At 47.9% G+C, this 16,405-nt stretch carries 17 protein-coding genes; 5 read left to right on the top strand and 12 right to left on the bottom strand.

The features are described 5' to 3' along the window. Positions 1-36 precede the first annotated feature (36 nt). Together groL and groES are read right to left on the bottom strand one after the other, a co-directional pair. A complete protein-coding gene (gene groL, locus AC3B6P_RS09075; protein ID WP_489805811.1) occupies positions 37-1,686 on the bottom strand; it encodes a chaperonin GroEL in 1,650 nt (549 codons plus the stop codon). A gap of 54 nt (positions 1,687-1,740) precedes the next feature. After that, a complete protein-coding gene (gene groES, locus AC3B6P_RS09070) occupies positions 1,741-2,031 on the bottom strand; it encodes a co-chaperone GroES (protein ID WP_489805810.1) in 291 nt (96 codons plus the stop codon). 248 nt (positions 2,032-2,279) lie between these two features. On the opposite strand from groES, the gene AC3B6P_RS09065 reads away from it, so the two are divergent. Next, a complete protein-coding gene (locus tag AC3B6P_RS09065; RefSeq protein WP_489805809.1) occupies positions 2,280-2,984 on the top strand; it encodes a dienelactone hydrolase family protein in 705 nt (234 codons plus the stop codon). Positions 2,985-3,055: 71 nt separating this feature from the next. On the opposite strand, the gene AC3B6P_RS09060 is transcribed toward AC3B6P_RS09065, so the two are convergent. Further along, the gene (locus AC3B6P_RS09060; protein ID WP_489805808.1) at positions 3,056-3,934 is read right to left on the bottom strand and encodes an S-methyl-5'-thioadenosine phosphorylase; all 879 of its coding nucleotides are present in this window, start codon (positions 3,932-3,934) and stop codon (positions 3,056-3,058) included. A gap of 238 nt (positions 3,935-4,172) precedes the next feature. Between AC3B6P_RS09060 and hemF the strand changes: the two genes are divergently transcribed. Further along, on the top strand, positions 4,173-5,087 hold the full coding sequence (gene hemF, locus AC3B6P_RS09055) for an oxygen-dependent coproporphyrinogen oxidase (RefSeq protein WP_489805807.1): 915 nt from the start codon (positions 4,173-4,175) through the stop codon (positions 5,085-5,087). 38 nt (positions 5,088-5,125) lie between these two features. Here hemF and AC3B6P_RS09050 read toward each other — a convergent pair whose 3' ends face one another. The 7 genes from AC3B6P_RS09050 to AC3B6P_RS09020 all read right to left on the bottom strand — a co-directional run bounded on the left by AC3B6P_RS09050 (position 5,126) and on the right by AC3B6P_RS09020 (position 11,686). After that, on the bottom strand, positions 5,126-5,938 hold the full coding sequence (locus AC3B6P_RS09050) for an ABC transporter ATP-binding protein (RefSeq protein ID WP_489805806.1): 813 nt from the start codon (positions 5,936-5,938) through the stop codon (positions 5,126-5,128). Beyond that, a complete protein-coding gene (locus AC3B6P_RS09045; protein WP_489805805.1) occupies positions 5,938-7,023 on the bottom strand; it encodes a FecCD family ABC transporter permease in 1,086 nt (361 codons plus the stop codon). Before AC3B6P_RS09045 ends, AC3B6P_RS09050 begins: the two co-directional genes overlap by 1 nt. Then, positions 7,010-8,140: an ABC transporter substrate-binding protein gene (locus tag AC3B6P_RS09040; RefSeq protein ID WP_489805804.1), complete on the bottom strand. Its 1,131-nt coding sequence runs from the start codon at positions 8,138-8,140 to the stop codon at positions 7,010-7,012. Before AC3B6P_RS09040 ends, AC3B6P_RS09045 begins: the two co-directional genes overlap by 14 nt. Before the next feature lie 125 nt (positions 8,141-8,265). Further along, entirely contained in the window at positions 8,266-8,838 is a 573-nt protein-coding gene (locus tag AC3B6P_RS09035; RefSeq protein ID WP_489805803.1) for a Smr/MutS family protein, read from the bottom strand. Then, a complete protein-coding gene (locus AC3B6P_RS09030) occupies positions 8,835-9,659 on the bottom strand; it encodes a DNA-methyltransferase (protein WP_489805802.1) in 825 nt (274 codons plus the stop codon). Before AC3B6P_RS09030 ends, AC3B6P_RS09035 begins: the two co-directional genes overlap by 4 nt. Then, complete coding sequence (mltA, locus tag AC3B6P_RS09025; protein WP_489805801.1) at positions 9,656-10,864, bottom strand: murein transglycosylase A; 1,209 nt, start codon at positions 10,862-10,864, stop codon at positions 9,656-9,658. Before mltA ends, AC3B6P_RS09030 begins: the two co-directional genes overlap by 4 nt. 105 nt (positions 10,865-10,969) lie before the next feature. Then, on the bottom strand, positions 10,970-11,686 hold the full coding sequence (locus AC3B6P_RS09020) for a Tim44/TimA family putative adaptor protein (RefSeq protein ID WP_489805800.1): 717 nt from the start codon (positions 11,684-11,686) through the stop codon (positions 10,970-10,972). Between the two features lie 209 nt (positions 11,687-11,895). Here AC3B6P_RS09020 and secB point away from each other — a divergent pair, with 209 nt between their 5' ends. Continuing rightward, entirely contained in the window at positions 11,896-12,423 is a 528-nt protein-coding gene (secB, locus tag AC3B6P_RS09015) for a protein-export chaperone SecB (RefSeq protein WP_489805799.1), read from the top strand. A 34-nt stretch (positions 12,424-12,457) separates the two neighbouring features. Here secB and AC3B6P_RS09010 read toward each other — a convergent pair whose 3' ends face one another. Both AC3B6P_RS09010 and hemC read right to left on the bottom strand, forming a co-directional pair. Next, entirely contained in the window at positions 12,458-13,141 is a 684-nt protein-coding gene (locus AC3B6P_RS09010) for a uroporphyrinogen-III synthase (protein WP_489805798.1), read from the bottom strand. Between the two features lie 18 nt (positions 13,142-13,159). Continuing rightward, positions 13,160-14,206, bottom strand: coding sequence for a hydroxymethylbilane synthase (gene hemC, locus AC3B6P_RS09005; RefSeq protein ID WP_489805797.1), 1,047 nt, complete (start codon positions 14,204-14,206; stop codon positions 13,160-13,162). A gap of 85 nt (positions 14,207-14,291) precedes the next feature. Here hemC and tsaD point away from each other — a divergent pair, with 85 nt between their 5' ends. Both tsaD and AC3B6P_RS08995 read left to right on the top strand, forming a co-directional pair. Further along, positions 14,292-15,389 (top strand): tRNA (adenosine(37)-N6)-threonylcarbamoyltransferase complex transferase subunit TsaD, encoded by a 1,098-nt coding sequence (tsaD, locus tag AC3B6P_RS09000; RefSeq protein WP_489805796.1) that lies wholly within the window; start codon positions 14,292-14,294, stop codon positions 15,387-15,389. Next, positions 15,386-16,363 (top strand): NAD(P)H-dependent glycerol-3-phosphate dehydrogenase, encoded by a 978-nt coding sequence (locus AC3B6P_RS08995; RefSeq protein ID WP_489805795.1) that lies wholly within the window; start codon positions 15,386-15,388, stop codon positions 16,361-16,363. The genes tsaD and AC3B6P_RS08995 overlap by 4 nt, the downstream gene beginning before the upstream one ends. Positions 16,364-16,405: the final 42 nt, after the last annotated feature.

Below are 16,405 nucleotides of genomic sequence, written 5' to 3'. Positions count from 1 at the left end.
CGTATAAGAGAAGGGAGAAAGAAATGTGCTTCTGAATTAGAAGCCCATTCCTCCCATACCGCCCATGCCACCCATACCTTCATCAGGCATAGCAGGCATTTTTTTCTCAGGGCGTTCTGCCACCATGGCTTCAGTTGTGATCAACAGACCAGCAACAGAGGCTGCATCTTGCAGCGCTGTACGGACAACCTTAGTTGGATCGATAATACCAGCAGCAACAAGGTCTTTATATTCACCCTTCTGAGCGTCAAAACCTGTTGTGTAATTAGTATCTTCAAGAACTTTACCAGCGATAACAGCACCATCTTCACCAGCATTGTGGGCGATCTGACGCAGAGGAGCCTGGAGAGCTTTACGAACGATCTCAGAACCAACACGCTGATCTTCATCATGGAACTTCAGAGAACCAAGTGTCAGGCTTGCGCGGGCAAGAGCTGTACCACCACCAGGGACAATGCCTTCTTCAACAGCAGCGCGAGTTGCATGAAGAGCATCATCGACGCGGTCTTTACGCTCTTTAACTTCAACTTCTGTGCTACCACCAACGCGGATAACAGCCACACCACCTGCCAGTTTAGCAAGACGTTCCTGGAGTTTCTCACGATCATAATCAGAAGTCGTATCTTCGATCTGAGCGCGGATCTGGCCGCAACGGGCTTTAATCGCTTCAGACTGACCAGCCCCTTCAACGATCGTCGTGTTCTCTTTATCAATATGCACTTTTTTGGCATTGCCAAGCATATCAACTGTCACGTTCTCAAGTTTAATTCCAACATCTTCGGAAACAACCTGGCCACCTGTGAGGATCGCGATATCTTCCAGCATGGCTTTACGACGGTCACCAAAGCCAGGAGCTTTGACAGCAGCGATTTTCAGCCCACCACGGAGTTTGTTGACAACGAGTGTTGCAAGAGCTTCACCATCGACATCTTCAGCAATGATTAGCAGCGGACGACCGGATTGAACAACGCTCTCAAGAAGAGGAAGCATTGGCTGAAGTGAAGAAACTTTCTTCTCATGGATCAGGATAAGCGGGTTATCCATATCCACAGTCATTTTCTCTGTGTTTGTGACGAAATAAGGGGAAATATAGCCACGATCGAACTGCATACCCTCAACAACGTCGAGCTCTGTATGAAGGCCTTTTGCCTCTTCAACAGTGATAACGCCTTCGGAACCAACTTTCTCCATAGCGCGGGAAATCATCTCACCGATTTCATTCTCACCATTGGCAGAAATAGTACCGACCTGAGCAATTTCAGCGGGAGAAGAAATTTTTCTCGTGCGGTTTTTCAGCTCTTCAACAACATGGCTGACAGCCTTATCAATGCCGCGCTTCAGATCCATCGGGTTCATACCAGCAGCAACGGCTTTGGCACCCTCACGGATAATGGCCTGAGCAAGAACAGTTGCTGTCGTTGTACCATCACCAGCAATGTCGTTGGTCTTGGAAGCTACTTCACGCACCATCTGTGCGCCCATATTTTCGAACTTGTCAGCCAGTTCGATCTCTTTGGCAACGGAAACACCGTCTTTTGTAATACGGGGAGCACCGAAGCTTTTGTCAAGAACAACGTTACGTCCTTTTGGACCTAGCGTCACTTTCACAGCATTGGCAAGAATATCAACACCACGGAGCATACGCTCACGGGCGTCTGCACCAAATTTTACGTCTTTAGCAGCCATAATAACACTTAACTCCTTAGAGGTTCAAACAAGCGAAATAAAAAGGAAGGCTCTTTAGCCAACAATTCCCAGAATGTCGCTTTCTTTCATAATCAACAGTTCCTCACCGTCGATTTTTACCTCAGTGCCCGACCACTTTCCGAATAACACGCGATCACCTGATTTCACGTCAAGCGGAACAATCTGCCCCTGCTCATTACGTGCCCCAGGACCAACGGCGACAACTTCGCCTTCCATTGGTTTTTCTTTAGCAGTATCAGGAATAATGATACCGCCAGCGGTTTTTGCCTCGCCATCCAGACGGCGAACGACAACACGGTCATGAAGAGGACGAAATTTCGTCATGGATCACTCCATTTTAGGCCAGCCCTTGTAAAAAGCGGCATAGCCGGGTTATTGCACTCATATACAGCAGCGCACCTCTGTGCGTCTTTCACATTCATTCAAGACGCTCTGAAGAGATAATATCGCCCCCCTGAAGCGTCAAGAACTGCTAGGCTTCTGAAAAAGGATTTTTTAATGTTTTACATCCTTTCAAAGCCATTATAACAATTTAGTTTTCCCTAGAAATCCCTCAAAAAGGATGATTTTCCATGTGTTCTCAAACAATTGATACGCATATGATAAAGCTTCATACGATCGATCATCACCAGCTTGGTGTCTGGGAGGCAAAACCAGCCCATAACTCCCCTAAGGCAGGAGTAATCGTTCTTCAGGAAATTTTTGGTCTTACCAATTATATCCAAAAGGTATGCGTGAATTTATCAAAAGCTGGATATCATGTTATGGCTCCCGCACTCTTTGACCGTGTCGAGCCTGATATCGTTTTACCCTATGATCAAACGGGAATGGAAAAAGGACTGGAACTCCGTGCCAAACTTAGCCCGGATGCTCCCTTGAAAGACATTGCAGCCTGCCTGGAAGCTCTGCGCTCTCAGGACAGTAATCTACCTGTTGGGGTCCTTGGCTTCTGCTGGGGGGGATATCTTGCATGGAGATCAGCGCAAGACCTTTCTATTAATGCAGCCATTGCCTGGTATGGTGGTGATATTGCCAGAATCACTTCACCCAGGCCCCATTGCCCGGTCCAGCTTCATTTTGGAGAAAATGACACACTTATTCCGGCTTCAGACAGAGAAGTGATTAGCCATGACTGCCCCGATATCCCCAGCTATCTCTATAAAAATGCTGATCACGGCTTCGGCTGTACAGACCGTCCCAGCTATAATAAAGACGCTAGCGATCTGGCATGGGAACGCTCTTTAAGCTTTTTCTCTGACCATTTGCAGCGTCAATAAGCGTCATTAGGTCTTAAGTATTTTTCTCAAACAAAAATAAAAAAGGGGGGATTTCCCCCCCCTTTTTTATTTTATAAAACACGTCCAGCAATTACTTTCAGTTTTTCAATAATCGCAGGATCCCGAGCCTCTGGCGCTGTGATAAGAGCATTATCCAAAGCCCTTTCAGCATCATGAGGACCAATTTCCCTATTACGGCCTAAAACGGGAATAACAGCCTTGATCAACGCACGCGCCTGATCGGCATTTTTCTTCATAATTGCAATGACGGCATCAACTGTGACATTTTCATGCTCATCATGCCAGCAATCATAATCTGTCACCATTGCCACTGTTGCATAATTGATCTCAGCTTCCCGCGCCAGACGGGCTTCTGGCATATTGGTCATACCGATGACTGAGCATCCCCATGAACGATAAAGCTCACTTTCTGCTCGTGTCGAAAATTGAGGCCCCTCAATCACAACATAAGTCCCACCACGAGTAAGCGGAATAGATAAGGCAAGTGCCTCTTTTTCCACAACTTCCATAATCCGCGCTGAAACGGGATCGGCCATTCCAACATGCGCCACGCAGCCTGTTTCAAAAAAACTCCGCGCACGGTTCTGACAAAGGTCAATAAACTGGTCGACCAGAACAAAACGTCCAGGTTCCAGCTCCTCCTTCAGCGAGCCTACCGCTGAGACAGAAAGAATATCTGTAACACCGACACTTTTCAGGGCGGCAATATTTGCTCTGAAATTCAGCTCCGAGGGTGGAATGGGGTGCCCACGTCCATGACGCGGTAGAAAGACACAGGGAACATCGTTTAATGTGCCTAAAAGAAGTTCATCAGATGGATCACCCCAAGGGGTTGAGATTTTCCGCCACTCACGGTTTTCAAGGCCATCAATTTCATACAAACCAGACCCTCCTATCACACCGATAACAGGCTTAATTGTCTGAGGCATAACTCGATTTCTCCATCTTGCACTCTAATTTATGAACACACTGCTTTCATAGTCTCCGTCTTATCGTTTAGAAGGTCACAGGGACATATATTTTTTTCAAATTTAATATCTGATTTTCATAATTCGCATAACTTTCTCTCTTTTCTGTGAATTACGAAAGAGTATAGTCACTCAAGGTATAAAATATTTTCTAGCCTGTTTTCGAACGGATTTAGGCGATATAATAAGGATAAGCTTCATGACTAAGACATCGAACTTTAATGAAATTATTCGTCCCAATGTTCCTCATGATGCTTTGAAAGCACAGGCCAAAGCCTGGTTTGAGGCTTTACGTGATCGTATCTGTGCTAGCTACGAGAAACTCGAAGATGAAGCTGTTGCCGGAAATTCACAAATTCTCAAGGACCGCTCTGAAGCCGGTCGTTTCGTCCGGACTGCCTGGGAGAGGGAAAGTGGCGGTGGGGGCATCATGTCTGTCATGCGCGGGCGTGTTTTTGAAAAAGTCGGTGTAAACTGCTCGACCGTCTGGGGAGAATTCTCACCGGAGTTCCGTAAACAGATTCCCGGCGCTGAAGAAGACCCCCGCTTTTTTGCAACAGGTATTTCCCTTGTTTCTCACCCTTGTAACCCGCATGTATCAGCAGCCCACTTTAATACACGCCTCATCATAACCTCACGCGGATGGTTTGGTGGGGGGGGAGACATTACCCCGATCTTCCCCCAAAGCCCTGAAGCAATCGAAGACGCCAAAGCTTTTCATGAGTGTTTTAAAGAATCCTGTGACAAACATGATCCGACATATTATCCACGCTTTAAAAAATGGTGTGATGAATATTTTTACCTTCCTCACCGTAAAGAACCACGCGGTCTGGGCGGGATTTTCTATGATTGGTTGCGCACTGATAAACTGGAAGATGATTTCGCCTTCACTAAAGATGTTGGCGAAGCTTTTTTCAAGGCTTACCCGGCTGCTGTCAGCAAAAGAATGTTCACAAAATGGACTGATGAAGACAGACAGGCTCAACTCATCCGTCGAGGGCGTTATGCCGAATTCAACCTTCTCTATGACAGAGGTACTGTCTTTGGTTTAAAGACGGGTGGCAACACAGAGGCCATTCTGATGAGTCTGCCTCCGGAAACATGCTGGCCCTGAGTATTTTTTGCCGTCAAACCCGCCCAAGCGTTCAATTGCTACGTTCGAAGCGGGTTTGAAACAATATCATCCACCAAGACGTGAGGTTTATGGTGTGAGCACGTTTCGATCCGCGCTTTGACACCATAAACTTCTGCCAATATCTCAGGGGTTGTTACTTCTGTAACTGCCCCTTGGGCGATTAACTTGCCCTCTTTGAGATAAATAACATCTTTTGCTCTCTGAAGGGCAATATTAAGGTCGTGCACAACGATCAGCGTCACTAAATGCCGCATTTCAGTTTCATGACGGACAGCTTCCATCACCGCAATCTGGTAATGAAGATCAAGCGCACTCAGAGGTTCATCCAATAATAAAAGGGCTGGTCTACGTACAAGGGCCTGAGCCAACCCTACAAGCTGTCTCTGCCCGCCTGAAAGTTCATCCATATAACGAAGCGCCAAAGCACCAATCCCCAGCCGTTCAAGGATTTCTACACTTTCCTCCAATGCTACATGAGCTGAGACCATAGAACCGGCGCGACGAGCAACCATTACTGCCTCAAGCACCTGCAAATGAACTGTCGGTGGCAAGGTCTGTGGAAGATACGCGCTTAATTCTGCCCGTTTCGAAGATATTAATGAAGAAAGATGGACATTCCCCAGATCAACGCTGCCGCTTGATCTAGTCAACCCGGCAATTGCCCTTAGAAGCGTTGATTTCCCAGACCCATTAGGTCCAAGCACCGCAGTTATACGCCCTGCTTTAATAGGAGATAAACTCAGGCCTTCTATGACTTTCCGTGAACCATAATGGACACTCAAATCACGCAGGAAAAGAGATCTTTCCTCTTTGTCCGGAAGCACTTTCATCAAAGCTGTTTCCTCAGCACCACACCCAGAAAAAACGGGATACCGACAAGGGCGGTTACAATCCCGACAGGGATGACCACGCCTGGAATCAGGTTTTTAGCCGCTATGGAAGAAAGAGACATAATCAGGCAACCACATAAAGCAGCACCCGGAAGATAATAACGGTGATCTTCTCCCAATAATCTTCTGGCTATATGTGGCGCGACCAGACCTACAAACCCGATCGTTCCCACAAAGGAAACTGCCAGGGCAGAAAGGATACTGATCCTCAAAAGAGACATCATACGCAAACGCTGCACATTCACGCCGTAACTTGCAGCCCTGTCCTCTCCGAGACGCAGTGCCGTCATCGCTGAAGCTGAACGCCAGGTAAAGGGCAGTATGATGATACACCCAATGCCCAGAATCATAAGCTTGCTCCAGTCTGCCCTGGTCAGGCTTCCCATTGTCCAGAATACTAGTTCCTGCAATGAGTCTTCATCGGCAACAAACTGCATCAGGGCAACGAAAGCATGGAACGTAAACACTAACGCAATCCCGAATAAAACCACAACCGATGTCGAACGTGAGCGCGTGCGTGACACAAGCTCCAGTAAAAAAGCTGACCCCACTGCAAACATAAAAGCTTCTATGGGGATCATCCAATTTTCGGGAATATAAGGCAATCTCCAATTCAGAACGATTGCTAGAGATGCTCCGAAAGCCGCTGCTGCTGAAACACCAAGCGTAAATGGGCTGGCGAGCGGATTATCGAGGATTGTCTGCATTTCTCCGCCAGAAACGCCAAGGGCCAGACCAACCAGAAGCGCCATTAATGCATAGGGCAGACGTAGCTGCCAGACAATAATGGATGCCGTATCCGAAGAAGGATGGAAAAGAGCGTGGAAAAGCTGAGATGGAGACAACCCCGCTGGCCCGAGAGAAAAATCCAGCAAAAGCGAGCCACAGATCAACAGGGCCAACATCCACAGAACCAATGTTCTACGTTTTGTAAGACGATGATAAGAGGCTCTCATCCCTGTAAGACGAGAGGCCAGCTCCTCATAGTGATGATCTTTTATCTCACCCGTTTCAATGGGCATCATCACTAATCCAGTAAGTCCCTCCAGGAGGAAGCGCCGTGAAATTCATCTGCATTTCACGCAGATCAGCTTCTGGATTTATATCTTTGAATTTATCTGGATAGAACCATTTCGCCATTACTTCAATCGCCAGAATATTAAAGGGATTGTCGTAATATGTATGCCAGATTCCATAAACTTTTTTCTTATGCACGGCTTTCAGGGTAGAAAACTCAGGCAATGTCAGAAGTTTTTTAAAAGAATTATACGCAACCTCTCTACTGACCCCTGCCCCCATCTTTAAGCCGGGATTTTGTGAGTCTGCTCCTTTGGTCCCATCCAGGAGCAGAATATCAGGATCAAGCGTCATAAGAGCTTCTACAGAAATATCACCCAAATAGCCAGGAAGCATAGTGGCGGCCAAATTCTGACCTCCAGCGGCTTCTATAAAGGCCCCCATATTACCTTTTCCTGCTGTATGGCAACATGTCTGGCGCGCACCTGCAAGCATATTTATGAAAACACGCGGACGTTTTGAAGAAGGTATATCCTTCAGCCTGTCTTCAATAAGTGTGAGGCGCTTTTTATAAAAATCATTAAAAGAGCGCGCCTCTTTCTCACGGCCAAGAGCCTCACCAAGAATGCTGATGCTTTTGGTTGTATTCTGGACCGGAGCCTGCCTGAAATCGACAAAAATAATGGGTATATGAGCTGCTTTCAAACGGGTAGTCACATCACTAGACTGACCCGGGCCATGACCTGTTGTACTGAAAATGACAAGATCTGGACGCAGATCAAGGATTTTTTCCGGGCTGATTGTATCTGACGTGCTTCGACCGATAACGGCTACTTTGGATGCCTGGGGAAATTTCTCAAGAAGCTGCTTATAATAAGCCCTGTCTGACGAAATAAACTCTCCCTGCCACCCTACAACACGGTCAAAAAGCATCTCCTTTTCCAGTGGTTCCAAAGCATAAATCAAGCGCCCTTCTCCCAAAACAATCCGCTTGGGATTATCCGGGACCTTCACAACATGACCGGTAATATCGGTCACATCTCTTGCCTGCGTCTTCAAAGCTGCACTCCCGCCCCATAAGAGTGAGATCATCGTAGCCGTACGCACAATCGCCTTTAAAGACATGGCTTTATTCTCCACTGGTCAGGAAAATTTTTTCGGAATGATAATCATTCGCGTCCGGTCTTTTATAGGAGTTGGAAAAGCACACGCCAAGACAAAATCCTTCTTATTCAGATTATGAACGGATTTTAACCTTTATTTCTTTTTAAAAGCACGCGTACTGACCCCTGGTTTCCATGATGAGGGTGAACAACCGCTAGAATAGAGGGCCTTATATCAGCTCTTTGCAGCCAAAGCGGTAATTCACGGCGAATCATTCCACCTTTTTCTCCACTCCCCAGACCTGTTATAATTTCTACGCAACGCCAATGGCCCGATCTAGCCCGTGCCATGAAAGAGACTAACCGGTCAAAAGCCTCCTGAATACTATATCCATGAAGGTCCAGCCTGCTATCGACAGCAATTTTCCCCCGAGATAATTTCCGCCATTGCGTATTATCCAATCCAGGATTACGAACCCCGACAAAGAGTTCGTGATGCCTGGAACGCACTGAGGATGTAGGGAGTAAAATTTTACTAAAAAGAATGTCTTTTGGTTTCTCTGCTACAAATGGAGAATGTTTCTCTTCAGATGATATCTCTTCCCTCTTCCCGGATGGACGCTGCTCATCTCTGGAAAAAGGATTTTTCAAAGGAATGACATCGCGCATAACGGCATGCCATAAATTCATTTCATCCTGTTGTAGAAAACGCCTGCTCACCCTTGTGCTCCGCGCTCTTCTTGAAGACAATTTTGCAGGCGCTCCCGGGCAGTCCTGACATAATTGGTATCAGCCTCAATCCCGATCCCTTTTATACCAAGCTTCTCTGCTGCAACCAGAGTCGTCCCTGTTCCCATAAAGGGATCGAGCACCGTCACATCCGGTCCCACCCCATGCAGACGCAGACATGTCATCGGAAGAGAGACAGGAAACGTACCTGGGTGACTGAATTTCTCCTCTTTGCTCCTGACCGTATCATAGGGCAGAAACCAACAATCCCCCCGGCAACGTTTATCCTGCATATGCTGACGGCGGTGAATATTGCTTTTATCCGTAAAAGGGACACCAGCCTCAATCCGGTGAAGAGGCACATCCCCCTTTTTGGTCAAATGAAAAATATGCTCATGATTGCGATTTAAATATCGCTTTGAATTAACGGGCTTGAAATGGCCATATGTAACATCTTTGACAGCAATGGATTTCACCCAGCTAATATGATTTTGCAGCACAAAAAGCTTTCTCAAGCGCACAACAAGCTCAAAAGGAAGCCATGGCTGGGCGCTGGAACCGGCAATATTCAGGAAAAAAGATCCCTCATCACGTAGAGAGCGATGAAGAAGCTTACAGATCCCCTCCATCCAATCAAGATAGTCTTCTTCTGTTTTGCTATCCTGATAGCTGCGATAAGCCAGGCCAATATTATAGGGCGGTGATGTAATAATGACATCCACGCTCCCGGGCGCAAAACGTTTAAGCACGCGACCCGAATCCCCACGGATCAGCAAATGACGGCCTAACGTCTCACGACGCGTACGGATCATTGATGAAGCGAATCCCTAAACGCCGTCCAGTCAAGCGGCACAGTCGCCGGCCTTGGCAGAAGCATAATCATCCGGCCTTTATGATGTAAATTACCTGCAATAAAACTTGCCTGCTCACCCCAGCCTGTAAATAAATCGGCCCTGCCAGGCCCTTGGATATCCTTACCTATATCCTGAGCAAAAGTCAGATGCTTCCATTGCTGTTCAACAGCAATTGTTGATGAAGACTCTGCCGGGAAAGATGTCTCTACCCAGACAGGCGCAGCAAATGGCAAATAGGCATGATCAACCGCGATGGAACGTCCAGGTGTTAATTCCACCCCAAACGCCCCGATAGGACCTTCTAAAGGGGAAATGGAAAGTTTCTTGAAAAAAACATAATTAGGATTTTCTTCCAATAATGACTGAGCCTGATCAGGATTGGTAGACAGCCAGTTCCTGATAGATTCCATGCTCACATCTTCCTTGGCCATAAGCCCCTTCTGTACCAAAATCTTCCCGATAGGCACATAAGGTTGGCCATTACGCGCGCTATAGCCAACTCTTAATATATCGCCATTGGGTAATATCAGACGCCCCGACCCTTGTATCTGAAGGAAAAACAGGTCAACCGGATCTTTCAGCCATGCAATCTCAAGACCCTTACCATCGAGAGACCCTTTATCAATCTGGGCACGATCATCATAAGGCTTGAACTCCTGTCCAACCCAACGCCCGAAGACGATTTCACCATCAGTCGCCTTTTCCCGGACAAGATCAAGAGGACGACGATAAAGTGGAACCTGATAATCAGAGGTTTTGGTCAAAGACGCTTCAATCTGTGGCTCGTAATAACCCGTATAGAAAGCGCTATTCTGAATTAAATATGGCTGAAACCAGTCTTCGAAATAACGCTCTGCATCCGCGTCACTGACAGAGTCTCCCTTCGGCAAGGCCGTACACGCCCCTGCCCATTCACCACTTTTAGTTCCATTCGGCAATGACGCCACCCCACCCAGAGACGTTTCTGGGGGCAGTTCGGCCAGACGTTGACATTCCTTTAGCACCATCGAAAGCAGTGCCTTATGGTCTTCCTGCTTCCATTGTGACATGGCCTCATACCCAACTGAGGTAAAAAGTCCGTTCCCTGAATGCTGAGAAACGCAACCAGCCAGAAATGGTGCGGAAAGAACCAGAGTGGCGAAAGGCTTCATGAAAGATTTCAACAGACTAACCTTAATGTCTCTAATAGATAAAAATAAAGCTCCCTCAGCAGAGAACTTTATTTTTCAAAATGAAATTAAATACGAACTTAAAGAGGGCAGATAATCTTAAAAAACGGCCGTAGAAACCAGTTTCAGATCACCTCCCTGTAAGGTACAGGAAATACCCCAAATATCATGAAACTCCGTCAGGGCCTCTGTGCCATCAACGATATTTTTGTCCGAATCCCTGACATTGCTGATCTGCCATGAAATGATAGCAATCTGGAACAAGACGCTCCCAGATTCCCCAGTCTCTTCGTCCGGAGCAGTCACCTTGACGCCTTTATATTCCAGCTTTTCCACCCGCTTGATGTCACAGAAAACCTGATGCCCTTCTTTCACCCTGGCATCAATCAGAGATTTGAAGTCTTCAAAGGCTTCAGGCGTAAGGCGCGCCTGAAGAGAAGGCAAATCCGCTTTTGCAAAGGCTGTAACAACATTTTCGAAAAAAACTTCTGCCTGACGCAGAAAGTTCTCAGCTGTAAAGCCAGGCATTTTCTGTTGCAGCTGCCCCAGTTCGTCTGAAAGAGGGGTATGACCTTCTGGAATGACATATTCCGTACGATTCTCATCTGCTATAGCCTGATTAGGCAATGGAGGTGGCTGCATAGGAGACGTTTGATCATCCAGACGCCGTGCCTCATGAGACCGCACAGCTGGTGAGGGCTCCTGCTTCAAACCTTGCGCACCAATTCGCCGACCAAGCACACAAAAAAGCGTACCTGCCATCAAAAGCGCCAGGATAGCTAGTAAAACAATATCCCACGGGAAATTTGTCATCATCAGTCCTAATACCCAGCTCCCCACTATTATAGAGAGCCTTTCACACTGTCTTTACAGTTTGAATTTAAGACGAATACGCCCCAATCTCAACCAGTTCGAAAAAAAACTGAACGATTTGTAATAAACTTTACGGAACTTGGCCATTTCTTTTAGACATGCTAGGCCAGATTGACGAAATAAAAAAGCAAATATCTCAAGGATTTTATCTTATGTCCCAACAGAACAATCCTCCCGCCGGCGCAGATACACCACAATCTGAAAACAACCCGCCAGCCATGCCTCTGGCAATTAACCTGCAATATACAAAAGATCTTTCTTTTGAAGTGCCTCTCGGAGCCAGCATTTTCACGACATTGCGAAATGCACCCCAGATCAATGTCAATATTGATGTCCAGGCTAACAAGATCGAGCAGGATCAATCTGTTTATGAAGTCGCTCTGGCAATCCGTGCTGAAGCTACTGACAAGCCTGAAGATGGCAGTCCCAACCGCATGGTTTTTATTGCTGAATTAACCTATGCTGCCGTTGTTACTTTGGAAAACCCTCCTGAAGACCTCATCGAGCCTATCCTCCTTGTCGAAGTCCCACGTCTGCTTTTCCCCTTCGCACGCTCAATTATCAGCGATGTCACGCGTGATGGTGGTTTCCCGCCTATCGTCCTTCAGCCCATCGATTTCGTATCACTCTGGCAGGCCAAACGCGCACAAGAATTCCCGGAACCCGCTGGCGAAGCCTGATTTCTGTAACTAACCTCCCCTTCTCTCCCGGACATTACGGATGTAGGGGAGGATAAGACGCAACCTGAACAGAACGCCACAGGGCAGAGTTTAGCGCCTTCTTTGCAATAATCTCTGCATAACAGAATGCCCTGACATTTTTCAGGTGATCCTTCTTAACCTCTGAAGGACATAAACTTAAAAAGGCAGCCATTGTTTCTGCTGAATAAAAGAGGATCGAATCAACAGCGTCTGATTTCAAAAGGGCCATTGCTTCCTGAGCAAGAGACGTGCTGCGTTCAACCTTATAAGCATAAAGCGATTTTACAGAAAGCTGCTCCCTGAAACTCTGGCCATAATCCTGACCAGACCGTCCCCGACCACAGGCCAGGACAATATCTGGCCCCGTTAATTGACGCTCAATGCAGAGACGCTTGAGGGACTCAGAATCCCCCCCTGCAGCCAGGACATTTTTAAACCCAGCCTGACGCGCCCGCATGGCAGTTTTGTCTCCAACAGTCAGAATGAGTGTCTCTTTCCCCTGTCGCGATAAGGCTGCAAGAGCCTGCCCACTTGTCACAAGGATCGCCCTACATTTCAATGGCGGGAAAGGATCACTCTGTATAATTTTGAGAGCTGGGCAGGCAACACCCTTCCAGCCACGTTTTTTCAACTCCGACAACGATTCCGATAAGCCGGGTTCAGGGCGTGTTACCAGAACATGGCTTTTCAGGGACATGACTTCTCATACCTTCATTCAGCTTCTGGTTATGGCTGCAAATATATCATCCGGCGTATCACGCCTTAACTGTGCAGCCAGCTCTTTTCCCAAGGCTTCAGATTCTGCCGGAGAGCCAGATATTTCCTTACGTAAATAAAAGGAACCATCTTCACTTGCCACTAGCCCACTCATATGCAGGACGCCCCCTTCAAGACGCGCATAACCGCCAATCGGCGTCCGGCAAGACCCGTCAAGCTCTGCAAGTAAAGCACGCTCTGCTGTGGCAACGGCCCGGGCTTCAGGGTCTTCAATTGCAGATAATAGTTCGCGCAGTTCAGTATTACTTTCCCTGACAGTCACACCAACAATACCCTGCCCTGAAGCAGGAACCATGAAATCAGGCTCTAAAATAACATCCACGCGGTCTTCCATCCCAAGCCGCCGCAAACCAGCCAATGCGAGCAACGTGGCATCACACTGTCCTGCATTCATTTTATCAAGCCTTGTCTGTACATTCCCGCGGATAAGGCAAAAACGTAAATCAGGACGATAATGTAAAAGCTGAGCCTGCCTTCTGACTGACGCACATCCTACCAGAGCACCTTCTGGCAAACATGAAAGCGGATCATCCTGATTGAGGGTGATTTGGCGTTCCCGCAATATCAGCACATCGCGTGCATCTTCACGTTTCAAGGTGCACGCCAGGGTCAGCCCTTCAGGTAAATTAGTTTCGAGATCCTTCAAACTATGGACCGCAAAATCTATCCCCCCTTCCAACAGGACTTCATGGATTTCTTTGGAAAAAAGTCCTTTGCCGCCAATATCAGCAAGCCTTAATGCGCTTCGGTCCCCAGATGTGCTCATCTGAAACTCTTCGAAAGCCCCCATGTCACGCAAAACTGGGCAGAAACGTGTCAGACGCGTTAGGAAATTGCGTGTCTGAACCAGGGCAAGAGGTGATGCTCTGGTCCCCACTTTTAATGGTAAACGGCTGGCTCTTGAAGGAGCAGTGACGTGATTACGCCGAATTGCTTCAGCCGCAACTTTTTGAAGAGCCTGAGAGGGCGTGAATGAAAGATTCATAATTTGTACATCTTAGCCGATTTTACAGAACCTGTTCTATAGGGGACTGTCACGAACGGATAAAATTCGTCATAATAAGCCCGTTATGAACGACCTCTCCACTCTTACACCCCTTTTAGCGATCGAAACCTCCTGTGACGATACTGCTTGCGCCATTCTTGATAGTCGCGGAACTATCCTTGCACAATCTGTATGGTCTCAGGATAGCCACGCCGCACTGGGAGGTGTCGTTCCTGAAATTGCCGCAAGAGCGCATTTAGAACTTTTACCTTCTCTTGTCGATCTTACACTTGAACGTGCCAGTCTGACCCTTGAAGATATACGCTATTTTGCTGCGACGACCGGCCCGGGATTAATTGGCGGCCTGATTGTTGGCAGCTCCTATGCCAAAGGGTTGGCTATGGCGCAAAACAAGCCTTTTATTGGGGTCAACCACATTGAAGGCCATATTCTTGTACCACGTCTCCCCGAGGCACTGAAAAGCGCGGACTGCAAAAATCTTTCCTTCCCATACCTCGCTTTATTGATGTCAGGCGGTCATTGCCAATGTGTTGTTGTGGAAGAAATTGGTGCCTACCATCGTTTAGGGGGAACGATTGATGATGCCGCCGGTGAGGCTTTCGATAAGGTTGCCAAAATGCTTGGCCTAGGCTGGCCAGGCGGCCCAGCCCTGGAAAAACTGGCACTGGAAGGTAATCCTTCTGCCTATGACCTGCCCCGCCCTCTTAAAGGCCGCCCCAACTGTGATTTCTCATTTTCAGGGTTAAAAACGGCTGTTGCCCGTTTGATCGAACCCTATGGACAGGGTGCGATTCCGCGCCAGATTGCTGCGGATATGGCAGCAAGCTTCCAGCAGGCTGTTGCCGATATTATGCAGGACCGCCTTGAAAATGCCCTCAAAATTGCCCCCCATGTAACTTCCCTTGTTGCTGCCGGAGGAGTCGCCGCCAATAAAAAACTACGCGCGGCACTGGCCCGAACCGCTGAAAAACATGGTAAAAATTTCCTGGCACCACCTCTGCCGTTATGCACTGATAATGCTGTCATGATTGGATGGGCAGCCCTGGAACGATTAAAACAGGGAGAGCGTCCTGATGACCTCATACTCCCTCCAAGACCACGTTGGCCATTATCTGAGAGGAAGGTTTTCACACCTTCAGCCTCAACGGGAACAACCTTATGAAAGACAGGCTTCATATTGGCGTCATTGGTGCAGGGGCATGGGGTATCGGCCTTGCCTGCACTTATAGTCAGATCGGTGACGTTCAGCTCTGGTCCCGCTCGGAACCTTCTCCAGAATTAGGCCCAAGATGTCTCAAGCGCCTACCCGAAATCACACTTCCAGAATCAGTAACTGTCACAACTACTTTCCCTGATAATGTCGATGTTATCCTGATGGTGGTCCCGACTCAGGCCTTGCGAGAAAACAGCCTGAAACTGGCGAGAGTCCTTCCCCCTCATATCCCGGTCATCACCTGCTGTAAGGGTCTGGAAAAGGGTACTGCTCTTCTTCCTTTGGAAGTCATGAAGGAAACCATGCCTTTTCATCCCCTCGCCGTATTATCAGGACCAAACTTTGCCATTGAAGTTGCCCAAGGGCTGCCAACAGCTGCAACACTTGCAGCTTCAGAGCGTTTTTTTGTACAGGACATGGCCAGGAGACTGACAACCCCAACCCTCAGGCTTTACGCAAGTCTGGACCCGTTGGGCGTGCAGCTTGCCGGTGCCGCTAAAAATGTGATTGCAATCGGTGCTGGCGTTACAATAGGGGCTGGGCTGGGTGAAAATGCCCGTGCGGCCCTCATTACCCGTGCGCTAGCAGAACTGGGACGCCTTGTTGAGGCAATGGGCGGACAAAGCAGGACAATCTATGGCCTCGCAGGTGTTGGCGATTTAATCCTGACCTGTACAGGTGCAGGGTCCCGGAATTACAGTCTGGGAATCGCTCTAGGAAAAGGCGAACAGCTCTCTGATATTCTCTCCCAGCGAAACACAGTCGCTGAAGGTGCTCTTTCAGCAGAGACGCTTTGCACCCTTGGCCCTCGTTATGGTGTTGAGACCCCCATCATAGATGCGGTTCACAGACTGTTAAAAGGCGAAATCACTCCCGAACAAGCTCGTGACGACCTGCTTGAGCGCCCTTCACGTTTGGAATAGGCCTTTTCAGATTCATCTTTCCCTCCTCTTCCCCCATGAAAG

Source organism: Aristophania sp. ESL1142 (assembly GCF_058107345.1).
Note: the sequence above shows the minus strand (reverse complement) of the source record. Positions and strands in the feature narration are given on the sequence as shown.

Excerpts from the sequence above, each read along its gene's own strand:
- groL (WP_489805811.1), bottom strand. The coding sequence starts at position 1,686 with ATGGCTGCTAAAGACGTAAAATTTGGTGCAGACGCCCGTGAGCGTATG.
- groES (WP_489805810.1), bottom strand. The coding sequence starts at position 2,031 with ATGACGAAATTTCGTCCTCTTCATGACCGTGTTGTCGTTCGCCGTCTG.
- AC3B6P_RS09065 (WP_489805809.1), top strand. The coding sequence starts at position 2,280 with ATGTGTTCTCAAACAATTGATACGCATATGATAAAGCTTCATACGATC.
- AC3B6P_RS09060 (WP_489805808.1), bottom strand. The coding sequence starts at position 3,934 with ATGCCTCAGACAATTAAGCCTGTTATCGGTGTGATAGGAGGGTCTGGT.
- hemF (WP_489805807.1), top strand. The coding sequence starts at position 4,173 with ATGACTAAGACATCGAACTTTAATGAAATTATTCGTCCCAATGTTCCT.
- AC3B6P_RS09050 (WP_489805806.1), bottom strand. The coding sequence starts at position 5,938 with ATGAAAGTGCTTCCGGACAAAGAGGAAAGATCTCTTTTCCTGCGTGAT.
- AC3B6P_RS09045 (WP_489805805.1), bottom strand. The coding sequence starts at position 7,023 with ATGATGCCCATTGAAACGGGTGAGATAAAAGATCATCACTATGAGGAG.
- AC3B6P_RS09040 (WP_489805804.1), bottom strand. The coding sequence starts at position 8,140 with ATGTCTTTAAAGGCGATTGTGCGTACGGCTACGATGATCTCACTCTTA.
- AC3B6P_RS09030 (WP_489805802.1), bottom strand. The coding sequence starts at position 9,659 with ATGATCCGTACGCGTCGTGAGACGTTAGGCCGTCATTTGCTGATCCGT.
- AC3B6P_RS09020 (WP_489805800.1), bottom strand. The coding sequence starts at position 11,686 with ATGATGACAAATTTCCCGTGGGATATTGTTTTACTAGCTATCCTGGCG.
- secB (WP_489805799.1), top strand. The coding sequence starts at position 11,896 with ATGTCCCAACAGAACAATCCTCCCGCCGGCGCAGATACACCACAATCT.
- AC3B6P_RS09010 (WP_489805798.1), bottom strand. The coding sequence starts at position 13,141 with ATGTCCCTGAAAAGCCATGTTCTGGTAACACGCCCTGAACCCGGCTTA.
- hemC (WP_489805797.1), bottom strand. The coding sequence starts at position 14,206 with ATGAATCTTTCATTCACGCCCTCTCAGGCTCTTCAAAAAGTTGCGGCT.
- tsaD (WP_489805796.1), top strand. The coding sequence starts at position 14,292 with ATGAACGACCTCTCCACTCTTACACCCCTTTTAGCGATCGAAACCTCC.
- AC3B6P_RS08995 (WP_489805795.1), top strand. The coding sequence starts at position 15,386 with ATGAAAGACAGGCTTCATATTGGCGTCATTGGTGCAGGGGCATGGGGT.